Source organism: Pararobbsia silviterrae (genome assembly GCF_003628125.1).
GTDB classification, from domain to species: Bacteria; Pseudomonadota; Gammaproteobacteria; order Burkholderiales; family Burkholderiaceae; genus Pararobbsia; species Pararobbsia silviterrae.
On the sequence record NZ_RBZU01000019.1, the window covers coordinates 40,950 to 55,224 of the forward strand.

Consider the following 14,275-nt stretch of genomic DNA (forward strand, 5'->3'; position numbering starts at 1 on the left):
TCAGCTACGCCGCGTTGCGATACGAGTTCGAATTCGCGATCTGGTCGCTAATGGCCGGGAACAGTTCGGCGATCTGGTCGACGTCGGCGAGTTCGCCCTCATGCACCCACTCGCACGCGATCTGCTCGGGCATTCCAAGCGCGGGTTGCTTGAGGGTGGCGAAGAGGAGGGCCGTGTTGATGGCGCCATCGTTCGCTCGCTTCGCGAGCCAGAGGAGGAGGGCGACGCGCGACTTCGCGTCGAGCACATCGACGCGGTCCAGGATCAAAATCCCGAGGCCCGAAATCGATGCGATCGCTTCGGCGAGCATCGCGTCGATGCGCCACTTCTCCGACTCACAAAGCAGGCTATAAGCACGACTGTCGCCGGTGATGGTCATGTCCGTATGGATCGTCGCCTGCGGCCAGTTCGTGTCCATCGCGGATTTGCGAAGGGCGCTATTGATTGGCCTAAGCGCTTTCGCGAGCAGCTGCGCGGGCACGCCTTCGGGTCCGAGCTGCTCGGCGAGCTTCCCCCACTCGAGCACAGCGGTGTGATGCTTGGCGGCGCGCGTGGACTTGTCGTCTGCCTCGTCTGCCTTCGTCTTTTGCTGTTGAAGGGTGATGTAGTTCTCGTCTGCCTCGCGATACTCGGCGAGATGAAGCTCGAGCGATTCCTGCGCAACGTTGATGTCGGCTTGCGTGACCTGTTCGCTGCTCGACGGTTGCGCTGCTTTCTCGCGGGCGATCTCGGCGGAGCGCAACGAACGCTCGGTGTTCGTTTGAGCGTTGGTCGCCATCTCGAGTGCCTTGGTGAACTCCGCGAGCTTCGCGCGCGCCTCGTCGTCGCCTGTGCTGCTCGGCAAGCCGTACTTGTCGACGTACCGATCGAAGGACGGCTGTAGCTGCGCGCAGATTTCGACGAGACTTTCCGTCTTCGTTCCTTCGAGGGCATCCAGGGCATATTCGATGCCGCGCGCCAGGTCGTGTTCGAGCCCGACTCGCGGCCCGCTTCCGGCCTTTGCCTTGAGCGCGTCGACCTGCTGTTGAACCTCGGCGAGCGTCTGGCGATCGGCCATCAGTTGCGAGAAAAGCCGCGGCACTTTTTCGCCCAACTCGCGGGCCGCGGCGCGTTCTCGGGTTTCGGACTCGTACGCTTCGGCCTTAGCCTTAAGGCTGCCGATGATTTCCTGCGTCGTGTGCACTTGCTTCTCGCATGCATCACGCTTCGCCTCGGCCTGCGCGATCGCTTCGGCATCGACTTCGGGCTTCTCGGCCTGCCAACCTTCAGCCTTCTTCGAGCCGTACGTTTCGCCCGTGACTTCGCGCCATGCGCCGCGCGCTTCGGTCACCTTGACCGTCGCGAACTTCGCGGCCGCGGGAAAGCCCGTGATCGACTTGAGCAGGGGCAGCGTTTCCTCGACGAAGACGGCGTCGCACTTGGCCTCGAGCAGCATCGTGCGCAGCCGGTCCTCGGTGACGCCGCAATCGGTGAGGGAAAACAGGAAAGTGCGCCGCTCGTCGTCGGTCAAGCGCGCGAAGCCCTGCGCGTTGAGAACGTAGGGGAGCGCCTCGGGAAGCCCGAGCGACAGGTCTCCGGTCATGGCGTTCGTGCCGGCCGGGAGCGAAAACGACGCTTCTCCGATGTCCGTAGCGACGCTCACAGTCCCTGCCTTAGCTCCCTCTGTGACCAGAGTCGGATAGAACTTCTTCAGGTTCACGCGCAACGTCTCGCCCGTGAAGGCCATGCGCACGGCTTCCTGGATTGATGACTTCGCGGCGCCGTTGAATCCCGCGAATAAGGTGATAGGGCGCGCCGGAGCGATATCGATGCGGCGCGCGCCGAGGATGTTGCGAATGCTGATGCTGGTGATTTTCACGTTGGCTCCTGTTGGGGGAGGGGAGCGGCGCTCGCGCGCCGCTCCGCGTCAGTCCATCTGAATGAGGGTCGCTTGCTTCGAGCTCTGCGCGCCTTCTTGGAGGGCGGCGCGGCGCTCGCGAAAAAGTGCGTTGAGCGCTTTGTGCCGATGCTTCGGCGTCGACGAGATCAGATCGGCGGCAATGTCCAGCGTGTCTTCGCTCGTTGCGTTGCGCAGCTGCTGCTCGATCTTGTCGGCCTCGCGCTCTGCGGGGTCTTGCTCGGGCTCCGCTTGGGCTGAGTTCGCGTGCGATGGCGCGGCTGCCGTAGCGATAGTGGTGGTCTGAGCTGGTTCCTGAGCGCTTTCGACACGCTGCGTATCGTTTTCAGCACCGTGCTGTCCATCGTCGACGTCGGGGGTGTTCAGGTCGCTGATCGGTGCAATGAGGCCGTCGCCGTCGATCGTGAAGTTTTTTCCGTCTTCGCTGGCTGCGTCCAGCGCGATCGCGTTCGAGAGTTCGACCGACTTCGGTACGTACTTGATGACTTGTAGGAGTGGCACTTTGCGCGCGTACATCTCCCAGTTGTTAAAGCTGTAGTGCTTCTGCCCGACCTTGTTGACCTTGTCGCGGTGGCGCGCGATTTTGCTAATGGGCCAGAGTTCGACGACGGGGATATCGGCGCCCTTAATCCATCCGATCGCATAGGCGTGCGTGATGTCGAGCGGATCGTCGAGTGATGTCTCGTTGTGGATCACGAGGTCGCGCCGCGCGCCATCGGTGAACGTGTACTTCTGGTCGCTGTAAATGACGCCTGTGTAGACCACCGCGCGCCCGGCGCGTGCTACGAGGTCGACGAGACCCTGCCAACCTGGCACGAACGTGCACTTGCCCTTGTAGGGCACGAGGTAGCCTTGGCCCGTGATGCCGATCTCAAGCCCGAGTTGCGCGGCCACGATCACGCTCGCGAAAATCGTCCGGATGTCGCATTTGGCGAGCTCGGCGTTTTGGCTGAATTGCGTCAGCGCCAATCGCATCATGCGGTCGGGTTTGAGATGCGTCGGCAGCGCCATTTCGAGCTGCGCCTTGTGTTTCTGGAAGAAGTCACTCAGGGTCTGCTGCGGCGACGACTTCTTTTCAGTCGGCGCGTTGTTTTCGCGAAGTGCGGTTAGGGACGTCGTTGCCATAGTCTCGGGATTCCAGTGAAAGGGTAGGTCGGTTACGCGTCGCGGTAGATGCACGAATCCCACCGGCCGCAAAAGCGGGGGTCACACAGAGGACTGCTTGGGTTGGGCGGGAACATGCCCGACTTGAGGAACTGGACGGCATGGGCAATCAGGCCGTCTTCGTATGAGGTGCCGAGCATTGGGCGCTTGGCGTCGAACGTCTTGCTCACGCCCGTGCGCGCGCTCGCTGTCGTCTGAAGGGCGATGATCTGTGACCCCTCAGTCGGGGTGCGCGTGTTCTGCTCGAACATGATCGCGTACGCGCCGAGCTGAGGACTGCGTCCCTTGATCAGCACGTTGCCGTCGGCATCGATGAGCCGCGATCCAGTCTTGATGTCGGGGATGATCACGCCGCCGGCGCCACCTCGCGCCACGCGCGCTCGGTCCATCGTGCCTTTTAGGCGCAGCGTGATTCCGTCGCCGCAGTCGATGTCGACCGGCTCCATCTTCATCTCGACCGCGACGAATTCGAATTGCGGGCTGATCTCCGCGCAATATTTCGCGTGCAGGGTCAGGCCGATCTGCTCGGCCTCGCGCATGGTGATGCTGCGGTCCTGCTTGTAGTCGACGTCGCCGCCCGGGTTGTGAAGCGTGGCGACGAATACGTCGGCCGCGTCGCTCGCGGTGATCCCCGTCCCGTCAATACGGCTCTGGTCGAATACGGCGGTGCTGGCGTGGACTGCAGTGCCGAGGCTTGCTCGGATGCCCGAAGGGCGTTTGAGATTGAGAAGGTGCTCGCCTTCCCATGCATACGCGCAATCAAAGAGTCGTCCCCAGGACGAAGCGCGTACTTCGATGATGCGTGTCGTGGTAAGTGTCACTTGAGCGGGTCCGTGTCCGTCCAGTATTCTGCGCTGGTGGCAGAACACTATGCGAATACGGAAACTCCATCAAGCGCAGTTTTCGATAAAGGAAGAAATTTAGGCGAAAAAAAACCCGGCGCGACGCGTCCGGGCTTTGCTGGAGGGAGGAAGGGGCCTGCTCGTGCCCGCTTAGAAACCGCCGATGCCTTGGAATCCCTTTACGCGGCCTACAATGACCAGCGCCTGCGACTGGCGGTAGTCGAGCGTCATCTCGGGGACCTTGCCGCTGTCCGTGGTGATGCGAATGCCCTTGTTGATGTAGTGATGCAGCCGGCGCACGCATGCTTTGTCGTCGATCACGACGAGAAACACGCCGCCATCGTCTGGAATTTCCGTATCTGCGCGATCCGCAACAATGCTGTCGTTTTGGCACAAACGCGGCCCCATTGCGCTGTCGCGCAACTTGAACGAAACAAGGTTTTCAGGATCGACACCGGTCTCGCGGATCAAGGACCCTTGAAACAGAATCTTCTCTCGGGCGCTGACTGAAACGGTCACGCCCCCCCGGGCTGCATCTGGTCTTACTTCTAGCGTTCCAATCGCCACGTTATCGTCCCACTTTAAGTCGGTAATTTCTTCTTTGTCCGACGCGGGCGATGTAGTTGTGTCCGTTGCGTCGAGTGCAGAATTATGCACCGCAACGGACTTGCTTTGAAGTGAATTTGTACTTGTTGGAAGAAAAAAATCTGCGACACGCACCTGCAATGCCGTCGCGAGAGCCTCCAACTTGGGCTGCGGCACGCCCTGTTTGCCCGTCTCAATCTTCGACAGGCTGGAGTTGCTGATTCCCGTAAGTGCCTGTACTTCCATCAATGTCAGGCCGCGTTCGAGTCGGTAGCGGCGGATCTGTGCGCCGATTTCAGCTAAGGACACGTGTGGGTACTCCCTGATCATTCAATGTATTCGGACTGCTGACTTGGTTCCGTCGGATCTGCGGTTTTCTCATGACGCATGCTTGCCATTGCGCAAAATCTGCCCTTCACGCACAATTACTGGAAATTTTCTTCGATAAAAGCAGATAGGTATGACCGCAGCCAATCTCAGCCCGCTTCGCAAAGCTCGCGAGGCTCGGGACCTCAGCCTCAAGGAGGTTGCGGCCGCCGTAGGCACGTTCACGGGGAATCTGTCGCGCATCGAACGCGGTTTGCACAACGCGTCACGCGACCTCGCGGCCGCGCTCGCCAAGTTTTTTGCGCCGGACATTACCGAACTTCATATCTTTTATCCTGAGCGATACGCAGATTTCTGCCCTTCGAAATCGTCTGCTTATACGAAGAAAGCAGAGATTCTGTCGTAATCGTTCTTTAGGGTTGCACGATACGCATTTTTGCTCGTGATGGCAAAGAGTTCGTTCGGTTAGGCAGATGTCTTTTGCTTTTTGGTCGTTCTAAGCACCAAAAAATGACCAAAATCGGAAAAAAAGAGTGCGTTTCGCCCGGTTTCGAACAGACGTATTTCTTCGGTGCTGACTGCCTTGTCGAGCCGATCGGTCTGATGATTAACCTGTTGATTACAAAAAACAAAAAGGCCCCGGTGCGCGAACGCCGGGGCCTTCTTTTTGCAAACCACTACATCGAGTTAGCGTGAATTATATCCCGAAAGTTGCCTGCCAAGCAGAACGTGTTCTGCAATTTTTTGTGAACTGTGCAGATTGCAAGTCCGCGCGCCGCACCGCTTGCGCGGGGGGCGCATGACGACGCACCATTTCGAGGTCGACGACGCCGTTCGATATGGCGTGAACGCCGCTGTCATTCTTCAGAATCTTCGATTCTGGATCTTGCACAACAAGGCGAACGGGAAGCACCAGCACCAGGGCCGGACCTGGACGTTCAACAGTGCTCGCGCGTTCTCGCTGCTGTTCCCATACCTAAGTGCCGATCAGGTGAAACGCATCCTTCGCAAGCTCGTCGACGAAGGTGTTTTGCTCGCGCGCACGCTCGCTGAGGACAGTTGGGATCGAGTCAACTGGTATGCGTTCGATGATGAGTCGAAGCACCTTGCACAGCCCGAAACCCCCGTCGCAGCGCATGGTGCAAATTCGCCCAATGCATCGGGCGGAATCGCACCATCCATGGGGCGAAAGCGCACCGTCGATGGTGCGAAATCGCCCAATCACAAGACAGATGTAAACACAGATAAAAAACGCAGATCTAAATCTATATCGGCTGCTGCGCAGCCTGACGATGATTTCGAGCAGGCCTGGGCGCTTTATCCGAGTCGGGGCGGTGGAAATTCGAAGGCCGACGCGCTGAAGGCTTGGAAGGCGCGCATTGCTGCTGGCGACACCGCTGCGCAAATGCTCGAGGGCGTGCAGCGCTACGCGGTGTTCTGCGACAAAACAGGGAAGCTCGGCACCGAGTACGTGAAGCAGGCTAAGACGTTCTTTGGACCCTCTCGGCACTTTGCTGATGCGTGGCCTGTGCCGGTCGCCTCGGCGCCGGCCGCGCGCGACGACACGCGCTTTGCTTCTTCGCGCTCGATCGTAGGTTCGGCATCCCCTCATTCCGTAGGAGCACGCGATGACGGCAAGACCATCGACGCTGACGCTCGCTTCGTCAACTGAGCGCGCGCCGAGCGGCGCCGATACGGGCATCGATCGGGTGTTCCTGCATCTGCATGGAATCTGGGGGCGACGCTTCGGCGATCAATTTCTCTCGGGCGACGTGGTCGACGGCGTCGACACGGGCATCGCAAGCGCGAAGCTCGTTTGGGCAGAGCGGATCCGTGCGAACGGATTGACCATCGGACAGATTCGCCGCGGCATGGCGGCGGTCGAGAAGCTGAAGCATCCCCCGTCGTGGGCGGACTTCTTGCGCGTTTGCCTGCCGCCGGCGATCGACGCCGATCGCGCGCTCTCTGAAGCCGTTGTGCAGATGGAGCGGCGCAGGCGAGGGGAGGACCGGTGGACCGACGCATGCGTGTTTTGGGCCGCCGTGCGCGTGGGCGAATACGACATACTTTCAAAGTCGCGCGAATGGTTGCGCCCCGTCTTCGCCGCCGCGCTCGAGGCCGTGCTCGCGCAGGGAATCGTGCCGCCCGTTCCAGAGCGCGCGCCGGCGCTCGTTGCGCCCGGCACCGCGGTGACGGACACAGAGTCGGCGAAGGCTCGCCTCGCGTCGCTCGCGCGGACGCACCTTCAGCAGACGTCGGTTCCGGGGCTCGCGTGGGCTCAGCGCGCGCTCGAGCGCAAAGCGCGGGGCGAGCCGGTCGCTGCGAAACTCGTGCTCGACGCCGAGCGTGCGCTCGCCGCTCGCGCATCCGCGTCGAGCGGTGAGGCCTGAAGCATGACGAATAGCGTGCGCATGACACCCGAGCAATACGCCGAGCATTTGCGGAAGCGTGAGGCGCCACGTCGCGCACAAGGTCCCGCGCCCGCTGCGGTCGCGCCTGCGCTCTCCGCTGCCGATGCAAAGGTCTTGCGTGCGCACGCAGCGAACCAGGCATTCCAGGCGCTGGGCCGCTTGCCGAAAGGCACGATGAACAAGACCGAAGGGCAGTACGCGGATTTCCTCGAGGAACAGAAGCGCATCGGCAAAGTCCTGTTCTGGAAATTCCACCCGTTCAACGTGCGCCTCGCAAACAACACGTTTTACGAGGTCGATTGGCTCGTGCTTCCTTTCGACATGGTTCTCGAGATCCATGAAACGAAGGGCGGCCGCACGACGGACAAAGGCCAATTGAAATTAAAGCTGTGCGGTGAAGTACTGCCCGTATTCCGTATGAAAAAGGTCATCAAGCAGACAAAGGCTGATGGCGGTGGTTGGCTTATCGAGGAATATTCCGCGACATGAGTGCCCAAGCGATACCGATACATACCGATTGGCGCGTGCGGCGCGCGATCGCTGCGATCAATGCCGACGATTCGTGGGACTTTGCCGTGTATGCGGCCGAGTTCGAATGCGACGAGGAAGAGGCGATCGAAATATTTTTTCGCGCCGCGCGTGTGCTCGGCGTCCGGTTCCGCGTAGTGGAGGACCGGCCGCGCTCAGCCCTATTGCACTGACCTACCTCTTCGACGACGGTGTCCTATGGCAGCGAAACCCGATTTCCCCGTGACGTATTTCGAGCAAGAGGGCGCGCCTGGCAAGTACTTCGCGTGCGCGCACTATGGGACGATGAGTGTGAATGCATGCGCGCGAAATTTCACCGACGCGCCGCACTCTGTTAAGCAAGGGCGCCTGCAGCGATGCATCGGGTGCTCGGTCGGTGCCACGCATGCGGGAGTCGATGCTCCGCCCGCGGCGAGCCCACCGTCTTCATCGATCGTCTATCGGCCGGCGTGCGTGCGCTGCCGGCGCGACGGCCGCACGCAAGGGTCGCGGCTCGTCGGCCGCATGCGTCTCGTGCGCGGCGGCACGATTTGCGTCTCGTGTTTCAACCGCGAGAAGGAGGTTGTCTCCGGCGCAAACGCGAAGGGTGCGAAGCCTCGCAAGTGGTCGGGCCTCTTCTTCTCGTCTGTGACGTACGTGACCTGGTCGCGCGCTGTCGTTCAAGTTCACCCGGACCCGGTCGTCGATCGCATCGAGCTCGCATTGACGATGCTTCGCCGCGGTCATGAGCGGGGCGTCGCCTGGTCACGGCCGCCGGTTCTGATTCCGCTGGAGGCATAGCGATGCTCGTCCAGTTCGACCTGTTCGGAGCAGATGATCCGTCCGACGAGCAGCCTGCCGACGGCAAGCCTTTGCGCAAATCGCGGGGCGCGAGCGGATGGCGTCTTGCCGATCATTGCTGTCGATACTGCTTCGGCCGCGTGCTCGAGCAAGTTGCCAAGGGCGTCGTGATTGAGGTTCGATGCGCCGAGTGCGGGCAGCGCGCGGCCGGCGGGGCGGAGCTGCTCTGCTGCTGCGGCGCCGACTGCGGCGAACTCGGCCAATTGCTCGTGTGCGTGAAGAACCCGTGCGTCACGCCTGAGGTCCCCCACGAAATTCTCGTGCGCGAACGGCGCCGGCCGGAAAAGACGGAGCGCGACGCCGCGCCGATCCGCCCGGTCAAGATCTCTGGTTTCTGAATTCTTCCTTAATCGAAAATAAATTCTGCGTTAAACGCATATTTTCGAGGAATGGGGATAGAATCCTTCCTGCGTTCGGTGCAGCAATGGCCGGAACGAATCTCTCGGTCGGTCGTGACAAGAGACTCGGTTTTATCGGGTCTCGTGTTCGTACTTACGGAGAGGATGGAAGTGAGGAAGAAAGAATTTGTCGCCGCCGTCGCTGCGGCCTCGTCGCTTACCGCCGCGCAGGTTTCCCGCGCGCTGAAAGCGCTCGAGGAGGTCTCGGCCAATCACATCAAGGATTTCGGATCGGTGCAGGTCCCCGGGCTTGTGACGATCAAGCGCATGCCGGTCGAGGAACGTGTGCGGCAAAAGCCCAGCACCCGTGAATCGTTCGTGGCGCCGGCCTCGGTGCTCGTGAAAGCGAAGCCCGTACCGCGCTTCAGCAAGCGTATCAAGGCTGAGAACGTACCTGCTTGATGCGTGACGGCCGCCAAGCCGGCAGTGGCGGCAGTAACGCCGGCAGATGCGTACGCGGCACGGGCGGCTAGGCCCTCCGGGATTCGACACGCGCAAGCGTGTGCGGCGGGGCGCATCGGACACCGGGAAAGACTGGGCAACTGATCAATTTTGCGGGGTAGGGAATGTCGAGCGTGTCGTGGTCGCCTCTTGCATGGCTCCGGGCTCTGTTCCGGTTTATCGCGCGTCGCGGCGACGGCTCGCAAGCATCTCCCGCCTCGTTGGCGTTTCAATTCAACCTGCCTGACGGCAACCTTTTAAGGGGTACGACGATGGATCTGCAACTCAAAGACGACGCACAAGCGCAACAGTATTCGGTGGTCCTGAAGGACAAGGCCGGCAACGTCGCGGCGGCAACGGGCGAGCTGACGGTGTCGGTGTCGGATTCGACGGTGGTTACCGCGACGCTGTCGGCCGATGGTTCGACGGTCGCGATCGCGCCGGGCAAGATCGGTTCGGCTGTCGTTACGGTGTCGGACGCGGCAGACGAACTGTCGGCGTCGATCAACGTCACGGTGACCGCTGGCACGCCGGCTTCGATCGAACTGGACCCGGTGGCGGCCGACACGTCGACCGCGTCGAGCACGGACGCTTCGACCACGGCGGCGAGCACGTCGACGGATGCAACGAGCACGGCCTCGACCGCCGATACCGCGTCGTCGACGGATGCCACGACGGCGCCGGCTGCTGGTACCGATTCGAGCGCCGATGCAACGGACGCGTCGTCGGCCGATGCGTCGACCGCCACGGATGCGTCGACGGATAGCGCCGCCTCAACCTCGGATGCAACGACGGACGCGGCCGCGGCCGCCGACGAGACCGCTGCCGACGCGACGGCGCAGTAAAGCGGTGAAGGGAAGGCGCTCGCACGCGCGGGCGTCTTCGTTTTAAGAAGATTTGAATTGCGTTTTACGCAGAATTGTCTATGATGGCTGCATTGCATGGCGGATGAGTTGTCTGCAATGTGTATAGCTGTGTAGCAGTGTGGATATACGCGGGCTTGGCCGATCGGTTAGGCGCCAGCTTCCCAAGCTGGTAATAGGCGAGTTCGATTCTCGCAGCCCGCTCCAGTATTAGTGCTTCCCGCTCGGTTGGATCGAGTGCTTGGCCCCCGGTCGGGACTCAGGGGTGCCCCTCAAGCGCCGAGGAATCGAAGAGGCCATGACCGGCCGCTAGCAGCGCCTCGAAATAATCGTCCGCTGGCCCCGTAGGGCCAACGATTTGGCAGGGTGGGGAAGTTGGTCATCCCGATGGGCTCATAACCCGTAGATCGCTGGTTCGAGTCCAGCCCCTGCAACCAAACTGATGGGTGGCGCAACCTCCCTGAACCGGTGACCTAAAAGTTAGGGAACTGCGCGGAGCAACGACGGTTGCGAGTGTTCAGAAATACGGGTGTAACAGTGGTTGCTCGGGGCCGGTGACGTACACCGGCGCTGTACCCGATATGCGCATGCGATGTGTGTGCATATCAGGTGCAGTAAGCGGTATGTCGCGTTGGACTTCTGGTTGAGGTCAGCATCCTTTCAAGGTGCGTAGGTCGGGTTCGAATCCCACACGCGACACCAGTTTCGCTGGGTAGCTCAAGCGGTAGAGCGTTCTCTCTCCAGAGAGGGGAAGGTTGGTGGTTCAAGTCCATCCCTGGCGGCCAGCGGTTCCTTGTTGTGCTTCGGTGCGGTGCCAGCCATAACATCGGCTGGGTGGAGGGTCGGGGCCGCTACCCCGACCCCTCATTTACCCATCGAAGAATGTGCATGAATTGCAACTAACGCCCAAGCATGCTCGTCTCTCGGCGAGCGCTTCGCGGTGGTTGCGCAATGGTTGGGTGGCCGGGGCGATATCCCTTTGTGTCCGCGCGCAAACCGCGCCTCGGCTGCTCAAACCCTCTGGTCTGGATTTGCTCGCTGACGTTCTCTAAGGACCCGCTCGTTCGCTGGAGCGTCGGAGATAGAGTCCAGACCAGAGGGTGAGGGGCCGCACCCTAGCAGCAGCCGTAGCTCAGTCAGGTAGAGCACCCCGTCGAGGGGGAGACTGGAATTCCAGGCACGCGGCGCCGTGTGGCACGGGTTCAAATCCCGTCGGCTGCTGCTAGGGCGACAAGGGGCCTCGCGCCCTGACAGCAGAGTCTGCCGAGAACGTCGCGCGCGCGGCGCCGAGGCGAACGTCGATGGTGTGGCCGCATCGGTAGGCGGGATCCGGGCTCTGCTGTGAGGGTGGAAGGTACGGCGGCTTCAAAAATGTGACCTCCGGTGTGCGGGTTCGAGTCCCGATCGCTGGCCGAGACTGAAGTTGGTAGACGCAGACGAAATAGCCATGTGCGAAACGTCGGAGCACGGCTGGTGTGCAGTTGGAACGCACACCCGAGGTCACCCTCATCGAACTGCGCTTGCATCGCAGTCCACCAGTTGGCAGCGTCGGGAGACGCCCCCCGTCAGCACGAGTGCTGCGGTCTGTGTCTGATCCTATCGGGTCCATACCGCAGTAGTTTTGCATTGGTCTCCTACGGCTTCCCCGGTCGAAGGATTAAAGCCCCGAATTTCGGGGCTTTTTTTTATGCTGCAGCGGTCTTGCGCGCGCGAGGCGGATAGATCCGCTTGATGCGGATGCCGGCGGCGCGCCGCGCGGCCGCGATCGTCCGATAATCCGGATTCTTGTACATCGCCTGGGGCGTGAGCCCGGCCAGGCGCGCGGCGCGGTATCCAGTGCAGCCCCCGCGCACGAGCTCGAGCGCGGTGATCATGCGATCGCTGATCGTCTTCATTGCGGTCCTATAGATGCGGGGTAAAGCAGATCGGCAGCCGATTATCGGTGCCCTTGGTCAGCGGCATGGTCGCCGGCAGGTTGAAGTTCGCGTCGAATGCCCACCACAGCTTGTAACCATACTTCGCGCCGGCCGCGTCTGTATACGCGAAATAGCGGCCGTCGATCGTGTGCGCCTTCAGCAGGGTGAGCGTCGCGCCGTCGTGCTCGAGCGTGTCGATCACCCACTCCGTCGGGTCGTACGCGATGCCGAGCGGCCAATAGCAAAAGCCATATGCCGGGTTGCGCCACAGCCAGCGTACGCGCAGCACATACAGGTTGAAGCCCGTCGGCGTGCCCGTGCCGCTGTAGTACCAGCCGGTGGCGTTCAGGATCGACTGCCAGCGCGTCAGCGTGGTCGGCACGACGAAATAGAGGCCTTGCCAGCCGGCGTCGATCGGTGCGTCTTCCGTCTCGAACCATACGAGCCAATTCGGGAGATAGCCGTTCGACTGCACGAACAACGCGAGCCCCGGCGCGAGGAGGCACGCGAGTCCCGTGAAAATCAGATTGAGCAGCGTCGCGCCGGCGTAGCGAAGATATTTCATGGTGAGGTCCGATATCGAAGGCGGCACGTCGCCGCACGTCCATCGTGTCGTCACGCCTCAGCCGATGAAACCGGCGCTCGGCGCGTGCGCAACCATTCCTCAGCATTGGCCGGGCTCCCGAGCAAGCCGGTCGCGCGGCGCCGCGCGTTCATGGCGCCACATTGGCGCCACGTGATCTCGACGGCACCCGCGGCGATCGCGGCCGCGCGCTTCGACAACGCGATGTCGTAGTGGCTGCCGCTGGTCTTCTCTGGCGACTGCCACCACCGGCGAGCGACGCCGATCTGCGCGGCCATCGCGTGCAGCTCGGCGTCCGTGTCGGCGATCATGTGGCACATGATCATGCGGCCGAACTTCGCGCGCATGTCGTCGACGTAGACGGTCATGGCAGCACCGAGTCGACGGACAGATCGGGATGCGGAAATCCATCGTGCGTCACACCATCGAGCAAACGGCCGGCCGCGATCTTGCCGACGCGCGCGCTCATGGCGCCGTCGTCGAACGTGTGCCACGCGGGGTTTTGCGGGCCTGTGGGGGCTCCCTCGGCGAACGATAGGGTCAAGGTGTCACCGTCGCGCTCGGCGGGCATCCACTCGCCCCATTGCTTGAACAGGAACGGAACGCCGGCCGCCGCGCATTGGTCGCGCAGCGCGCGGGCCCAATCGCGATGCATAGGCCGCGCGTGCGCGCCGCTCTCACCGCCGACGATGACCCAATCGATCAGCTTCTTCTCGCTGTCGAAGATGTAGCCTGCGTCGCTCTCGAAGGATCGATGGCTCCCGCACTTCGGGCACGAGGGCTTTGCAGATTGATCGTCTGCACCGCATGCGCTGCAGCGATCTGCGGCCCCGAATGGCTCGCCGCACGATCCGCATCCATCCGGGCCGGCGTCGTTATAGCTTCCGTGGAAACTGCAGTCTGCGCAGGTATACGGATCAAGCCATTTCAGAAGATCGATGGCCCCGAGCATCGGCTCGATCGAAAGGAAGCGCACGGGCGCCGGCGTCGCGATCAGCTTCGGGATGTCGCGATCGGCCTCTTCCTGATTGCATATCGTCGCGCCGAGCCAGACGTTTTCGGGCAGCCATCCCGGGATCTGCGACACCATCATCGGAACGTTGCCGATGCGCTTCGTCAGCAGCAGCCAATCGAGGTTAGGCGTGTCGCGGATGAGCACGAACAAGTCGGCGCGCCACTGCGGATCGACGGCGTTGTCAAATACGTCGGCGAGCGAAGCACAGAAGACGCGCCGCCGGCGCCCGTGCTCGGCGAAGAACGCCTCATGCTGGCGGTTCCACTTCTCCGGTTGCTTCCATGATGCCGCCGACGTGTGGCGACGTTCAGCGCGGGCACCCCATGTGACCCCGAGCGCGCGCGCCGGCGTGCTGACTTCCGCGTAGCAGTGGTCGCACGCGGGCGAGACCTTCGTGCATCCGATCCACGGATTGAAGGTCGCGTCAGTCCATTCGATTTTGCTGGTTTCGGCCATGCTTGTTCA

Annotated in this window: 17 protein-coding genes and 5 tRNA genes; 14 read left to right on the forward strand and 8 right to left on the reverse strand. The window is 61.8% G+C overall.

Annotated elements, in window-relative coordinates; genetic code table 11:
- Window positions 1-4: 4 nt before the first annotated feature.
- The 4 genes from D7S86_RS27130 to D7S86_RS27145 form a co-directional block, all read right to left on the reverse strand.
- Entirely contained in the window at window positions 5-1,858 is a 1,854-nt protein-coding gene (locus D7S86_RS27130) for an AAA family ATPase (protein ID WP_121091254.1), read from the reverse strand.
- 48 nt (window positions 1,859-1,906) lie between these two features.
- Window positions 1,907-3,085, reverse strand: coding sequence for a recombinase RecT (locus D7S86_RS27135; RefSeq protein WP_240648427.1), 1,179 nt, complete (start codon window positions 3,083-3,085; stop codon window positions 1,907-1,909).
- Window positions 3,055-3,882, reverse strand: coding sequence for a RecB family exonuclease (locus D7S86_RS27140; protein ID WP_240648428.1), 828 nt, complete (start codon window positions 3,880-3,882; stop codon window positions 3,055-3,057). The genes D7S86_RS27135 and D7S86_RS27140 overlap by 31 nt, the downstream gene beginning before the upstream one ends.
- Window positions 3,883-4,053: 171 nt before the next feature.
- Window positions 4,054-4,797, reverse strand: coding sequence for an XRE family transcriptional regulator (locus tag D7S86_RS27145; protein ID WP_158602106.1), 744 nt, complete (start codon window positions 4,795-4,797; stop codon window positions 4,054-4,056).
- 151 nt (window positions 4,798-4,948) lie between these two features.
- Between D7S86_RS27145 and D7S86_RS27150 the strand changes: the two genes are divergently transcribed.
- From D7S86_RS27150 to D7S86_RS27220, 14 genes are all read left to right on the forward strand, one after another.
- Window positions 4,949-5,221 carry a helix-turn-helix domain-containing protein gene (locus tag D7S86_RS27150; protein ID WP_121091257.1) on the forward strand — a complete coding sequence of 91 codons (273 nt, stop codon included), beginning with the start codon at window positions 4,949-4,951 and terminating at the stop codon, window positions 5,219-5,221.
- A 104-nt stretch (window positions 5,222-5,325) separates the two neighbouring features.
- A complete protein-coding gene (locus D7S86_RS27155) occupies window positions 5,326-5,511 on the forward strand; it encodes a hypothetical protein (protein WP_121091258.1) in 186 nt (61 codons plus the stop codon).
- A gap of 103 nt (window positions 5,512-5,614) precedes the next feature.
- A complete protein-coding gene (locus tag D7S86_RS27160; RefSeq protein WP_121091259.1) occupies window positions 5,615-6,487 on the forward strand; it encodes a hypothetical protein in 873 nt (290 codons plus the stop codon).
- Window positions 6,444-7,205, forward strand: a complete 762-nt coding sequence (locus tag D7S86_RS27165; RefSeq protein WP_121091260.1) for a hypothetical protein — start codon at window positions 6,444-6,446, stop codon at window positions 7,203-7,205. Before D7S86_RS27160 ends, D7S86_RS27165 begins: the two co-directional genes overlap by 44 nt.
- 3 nt (window positions 7,206-7,208) lie before the next feature.
- Window positions 7,209-7,715 carry a hypothetical protein gene (locus D7S86_RS27170; RefSeq protein ID WP_240648429.1) on the forward strand — a complete coding sequence of 169 codons (507 nt, stop codon included), beginning with the start codon at window positions 7,209-7,211 and terminating at the stop codon, window positions 7,713-7,715.
- A 35-nt stretch (window positions 7,716-7,750) separates the two neighbouring features.
- On the forward strand, window positions 7,751-7,927 hold the full coding sequence (locus D7S86_RS29685; protein ID WP_158602107.1) for a hypothetical protein: 177 nt from the start codon (window positions 7,751-7,753) through the stop codon (window positions 7,925-7,927).
- A 609-nt stretch (window positions 7,928-8,536) separates the two neighbouring features.
- Window positions 8,537-8,932, forward strand: coding sequence for a hypothetical protein (locus tag D7S86_RS27185; protein WP_121091263.1), 396 nt, complete (start codon window positions 8,537-8,539; stop codon window positions 8,930-8,932).
- Window positions 8,933-9,097: 165 nt separating this feature from the next.
- Window positions 9,098-9,394, forward strand: coding sequence for an HU family DNA-binding protein (locus tag D7S86_RS27190; RefSeq protein ID WP_158602108.1), 297 nt, complete (start codon window positions 9,098-9,100; stop codon window positions 9,392-9,394).
- A gap of 311 nt (window positions 9,395-9,705) precedes the next feature.
- Window positions 9,706-10,278 (forward strand): hypothetical protein, encoded by a 573-nt coding sequence (locus tag D7S86_RS27195; protein ID WP_121091265.1) that lies wholly within the window; start codon window positions 9,706-9,708, stop codon window positions 10,276-10,278.
- 149 nt (window positions 10,279-10,427) lie between these two features.
- Window positions 10,428-10,503, forward strand: a tRNA-Gly gene (locus tag D7S86_RS27200).
- A 152-nt stretch (window positions 10,504-10,655) separates the two neighbouring features.
- Window positions 10,656-10,733, forward strand: a tRNA-Met gene (locus tag D7S86_RS27205).
- 188 nt (window positions 10,734-10,921) lie between these two features.
- Window positions 10,922-10,998, forward strand: a tRNA-Glu gene (locus D7S86_RS27210).
- 4 nt (window positions 10,999-11,002) lie between these two features.
- Window positions 11,003-11,081 (forward strand) — tRNA-OTHER (locus D7S86_RS27215).
- Window positions 11,082-11,417: 336 nt separating this feature from the next.
- Window positions 11,418-11,517, forward strand: a tRNA-Ser gene (locus tag D7S86_RS27220).
- Between the two features lie 464 nt (window positions 11,518-11,981).
- Here D7S86_RS27220 and D7S86_RS27225 read toward each other — a convergent pair.
- The 4 genes from D7S86_RS27225 to D7S86_RS27240 are packed head-to-tail and all read right to left on the reverse strand — an operon-like array spanning window position 11,982 to window position 14,266.
- A complete protein-coding gene (locus D7S86_RS27225) occupies window positions 11,982-12,170 on the reverse strand; it encodes a hypothetical protein (RefSeq protein ID WP_147432507.1) in 189 nt (62 codons plus the stop codon).
- Between the two features lie 28 nt (window positions 12,171-12,198).
- Window positions 12,199-12,777: a DUF7338 family protein gene (locus D7S86_RS27230; protein ID WP_121091267.1), complete on the reverse strand. Its 579-nt coding sequence runs from the start codon at window positions 12,775-12,777 to the stop codon at window positions 12,199-12,201.
- A 50-nt stretch (window positions 12,778-12,827) separates the two neighbouring features.
- On the reverse strand, window positions 12,828-13,163 hold the full coding sequence (locus D7S86_RS27235) for a DUF4031 domain-containing protein (RefSeq protein WP_121091268.1): 336 nt from the start codon (window positions 13,161-13,163) through the stop codon (window positions 12,828-12,830).
- Complete coding sequence (locus D7S86_RS27240) at window positions 13,160-14,266, reverse strand: DUF5131 family protein (protein ID WP_121091269.1); 1,107 nt, start codon at window positions 14,264-14,266, stop codon at window positions 13,160-13,162. Before D7S86_RS27240 ends, D7S86_RS27235 begins: the two co-directional genes overlap by 4 nt.
- Between the last annotated feature and the right edge of the window lie 9 nt (window positions 14,267-14,275).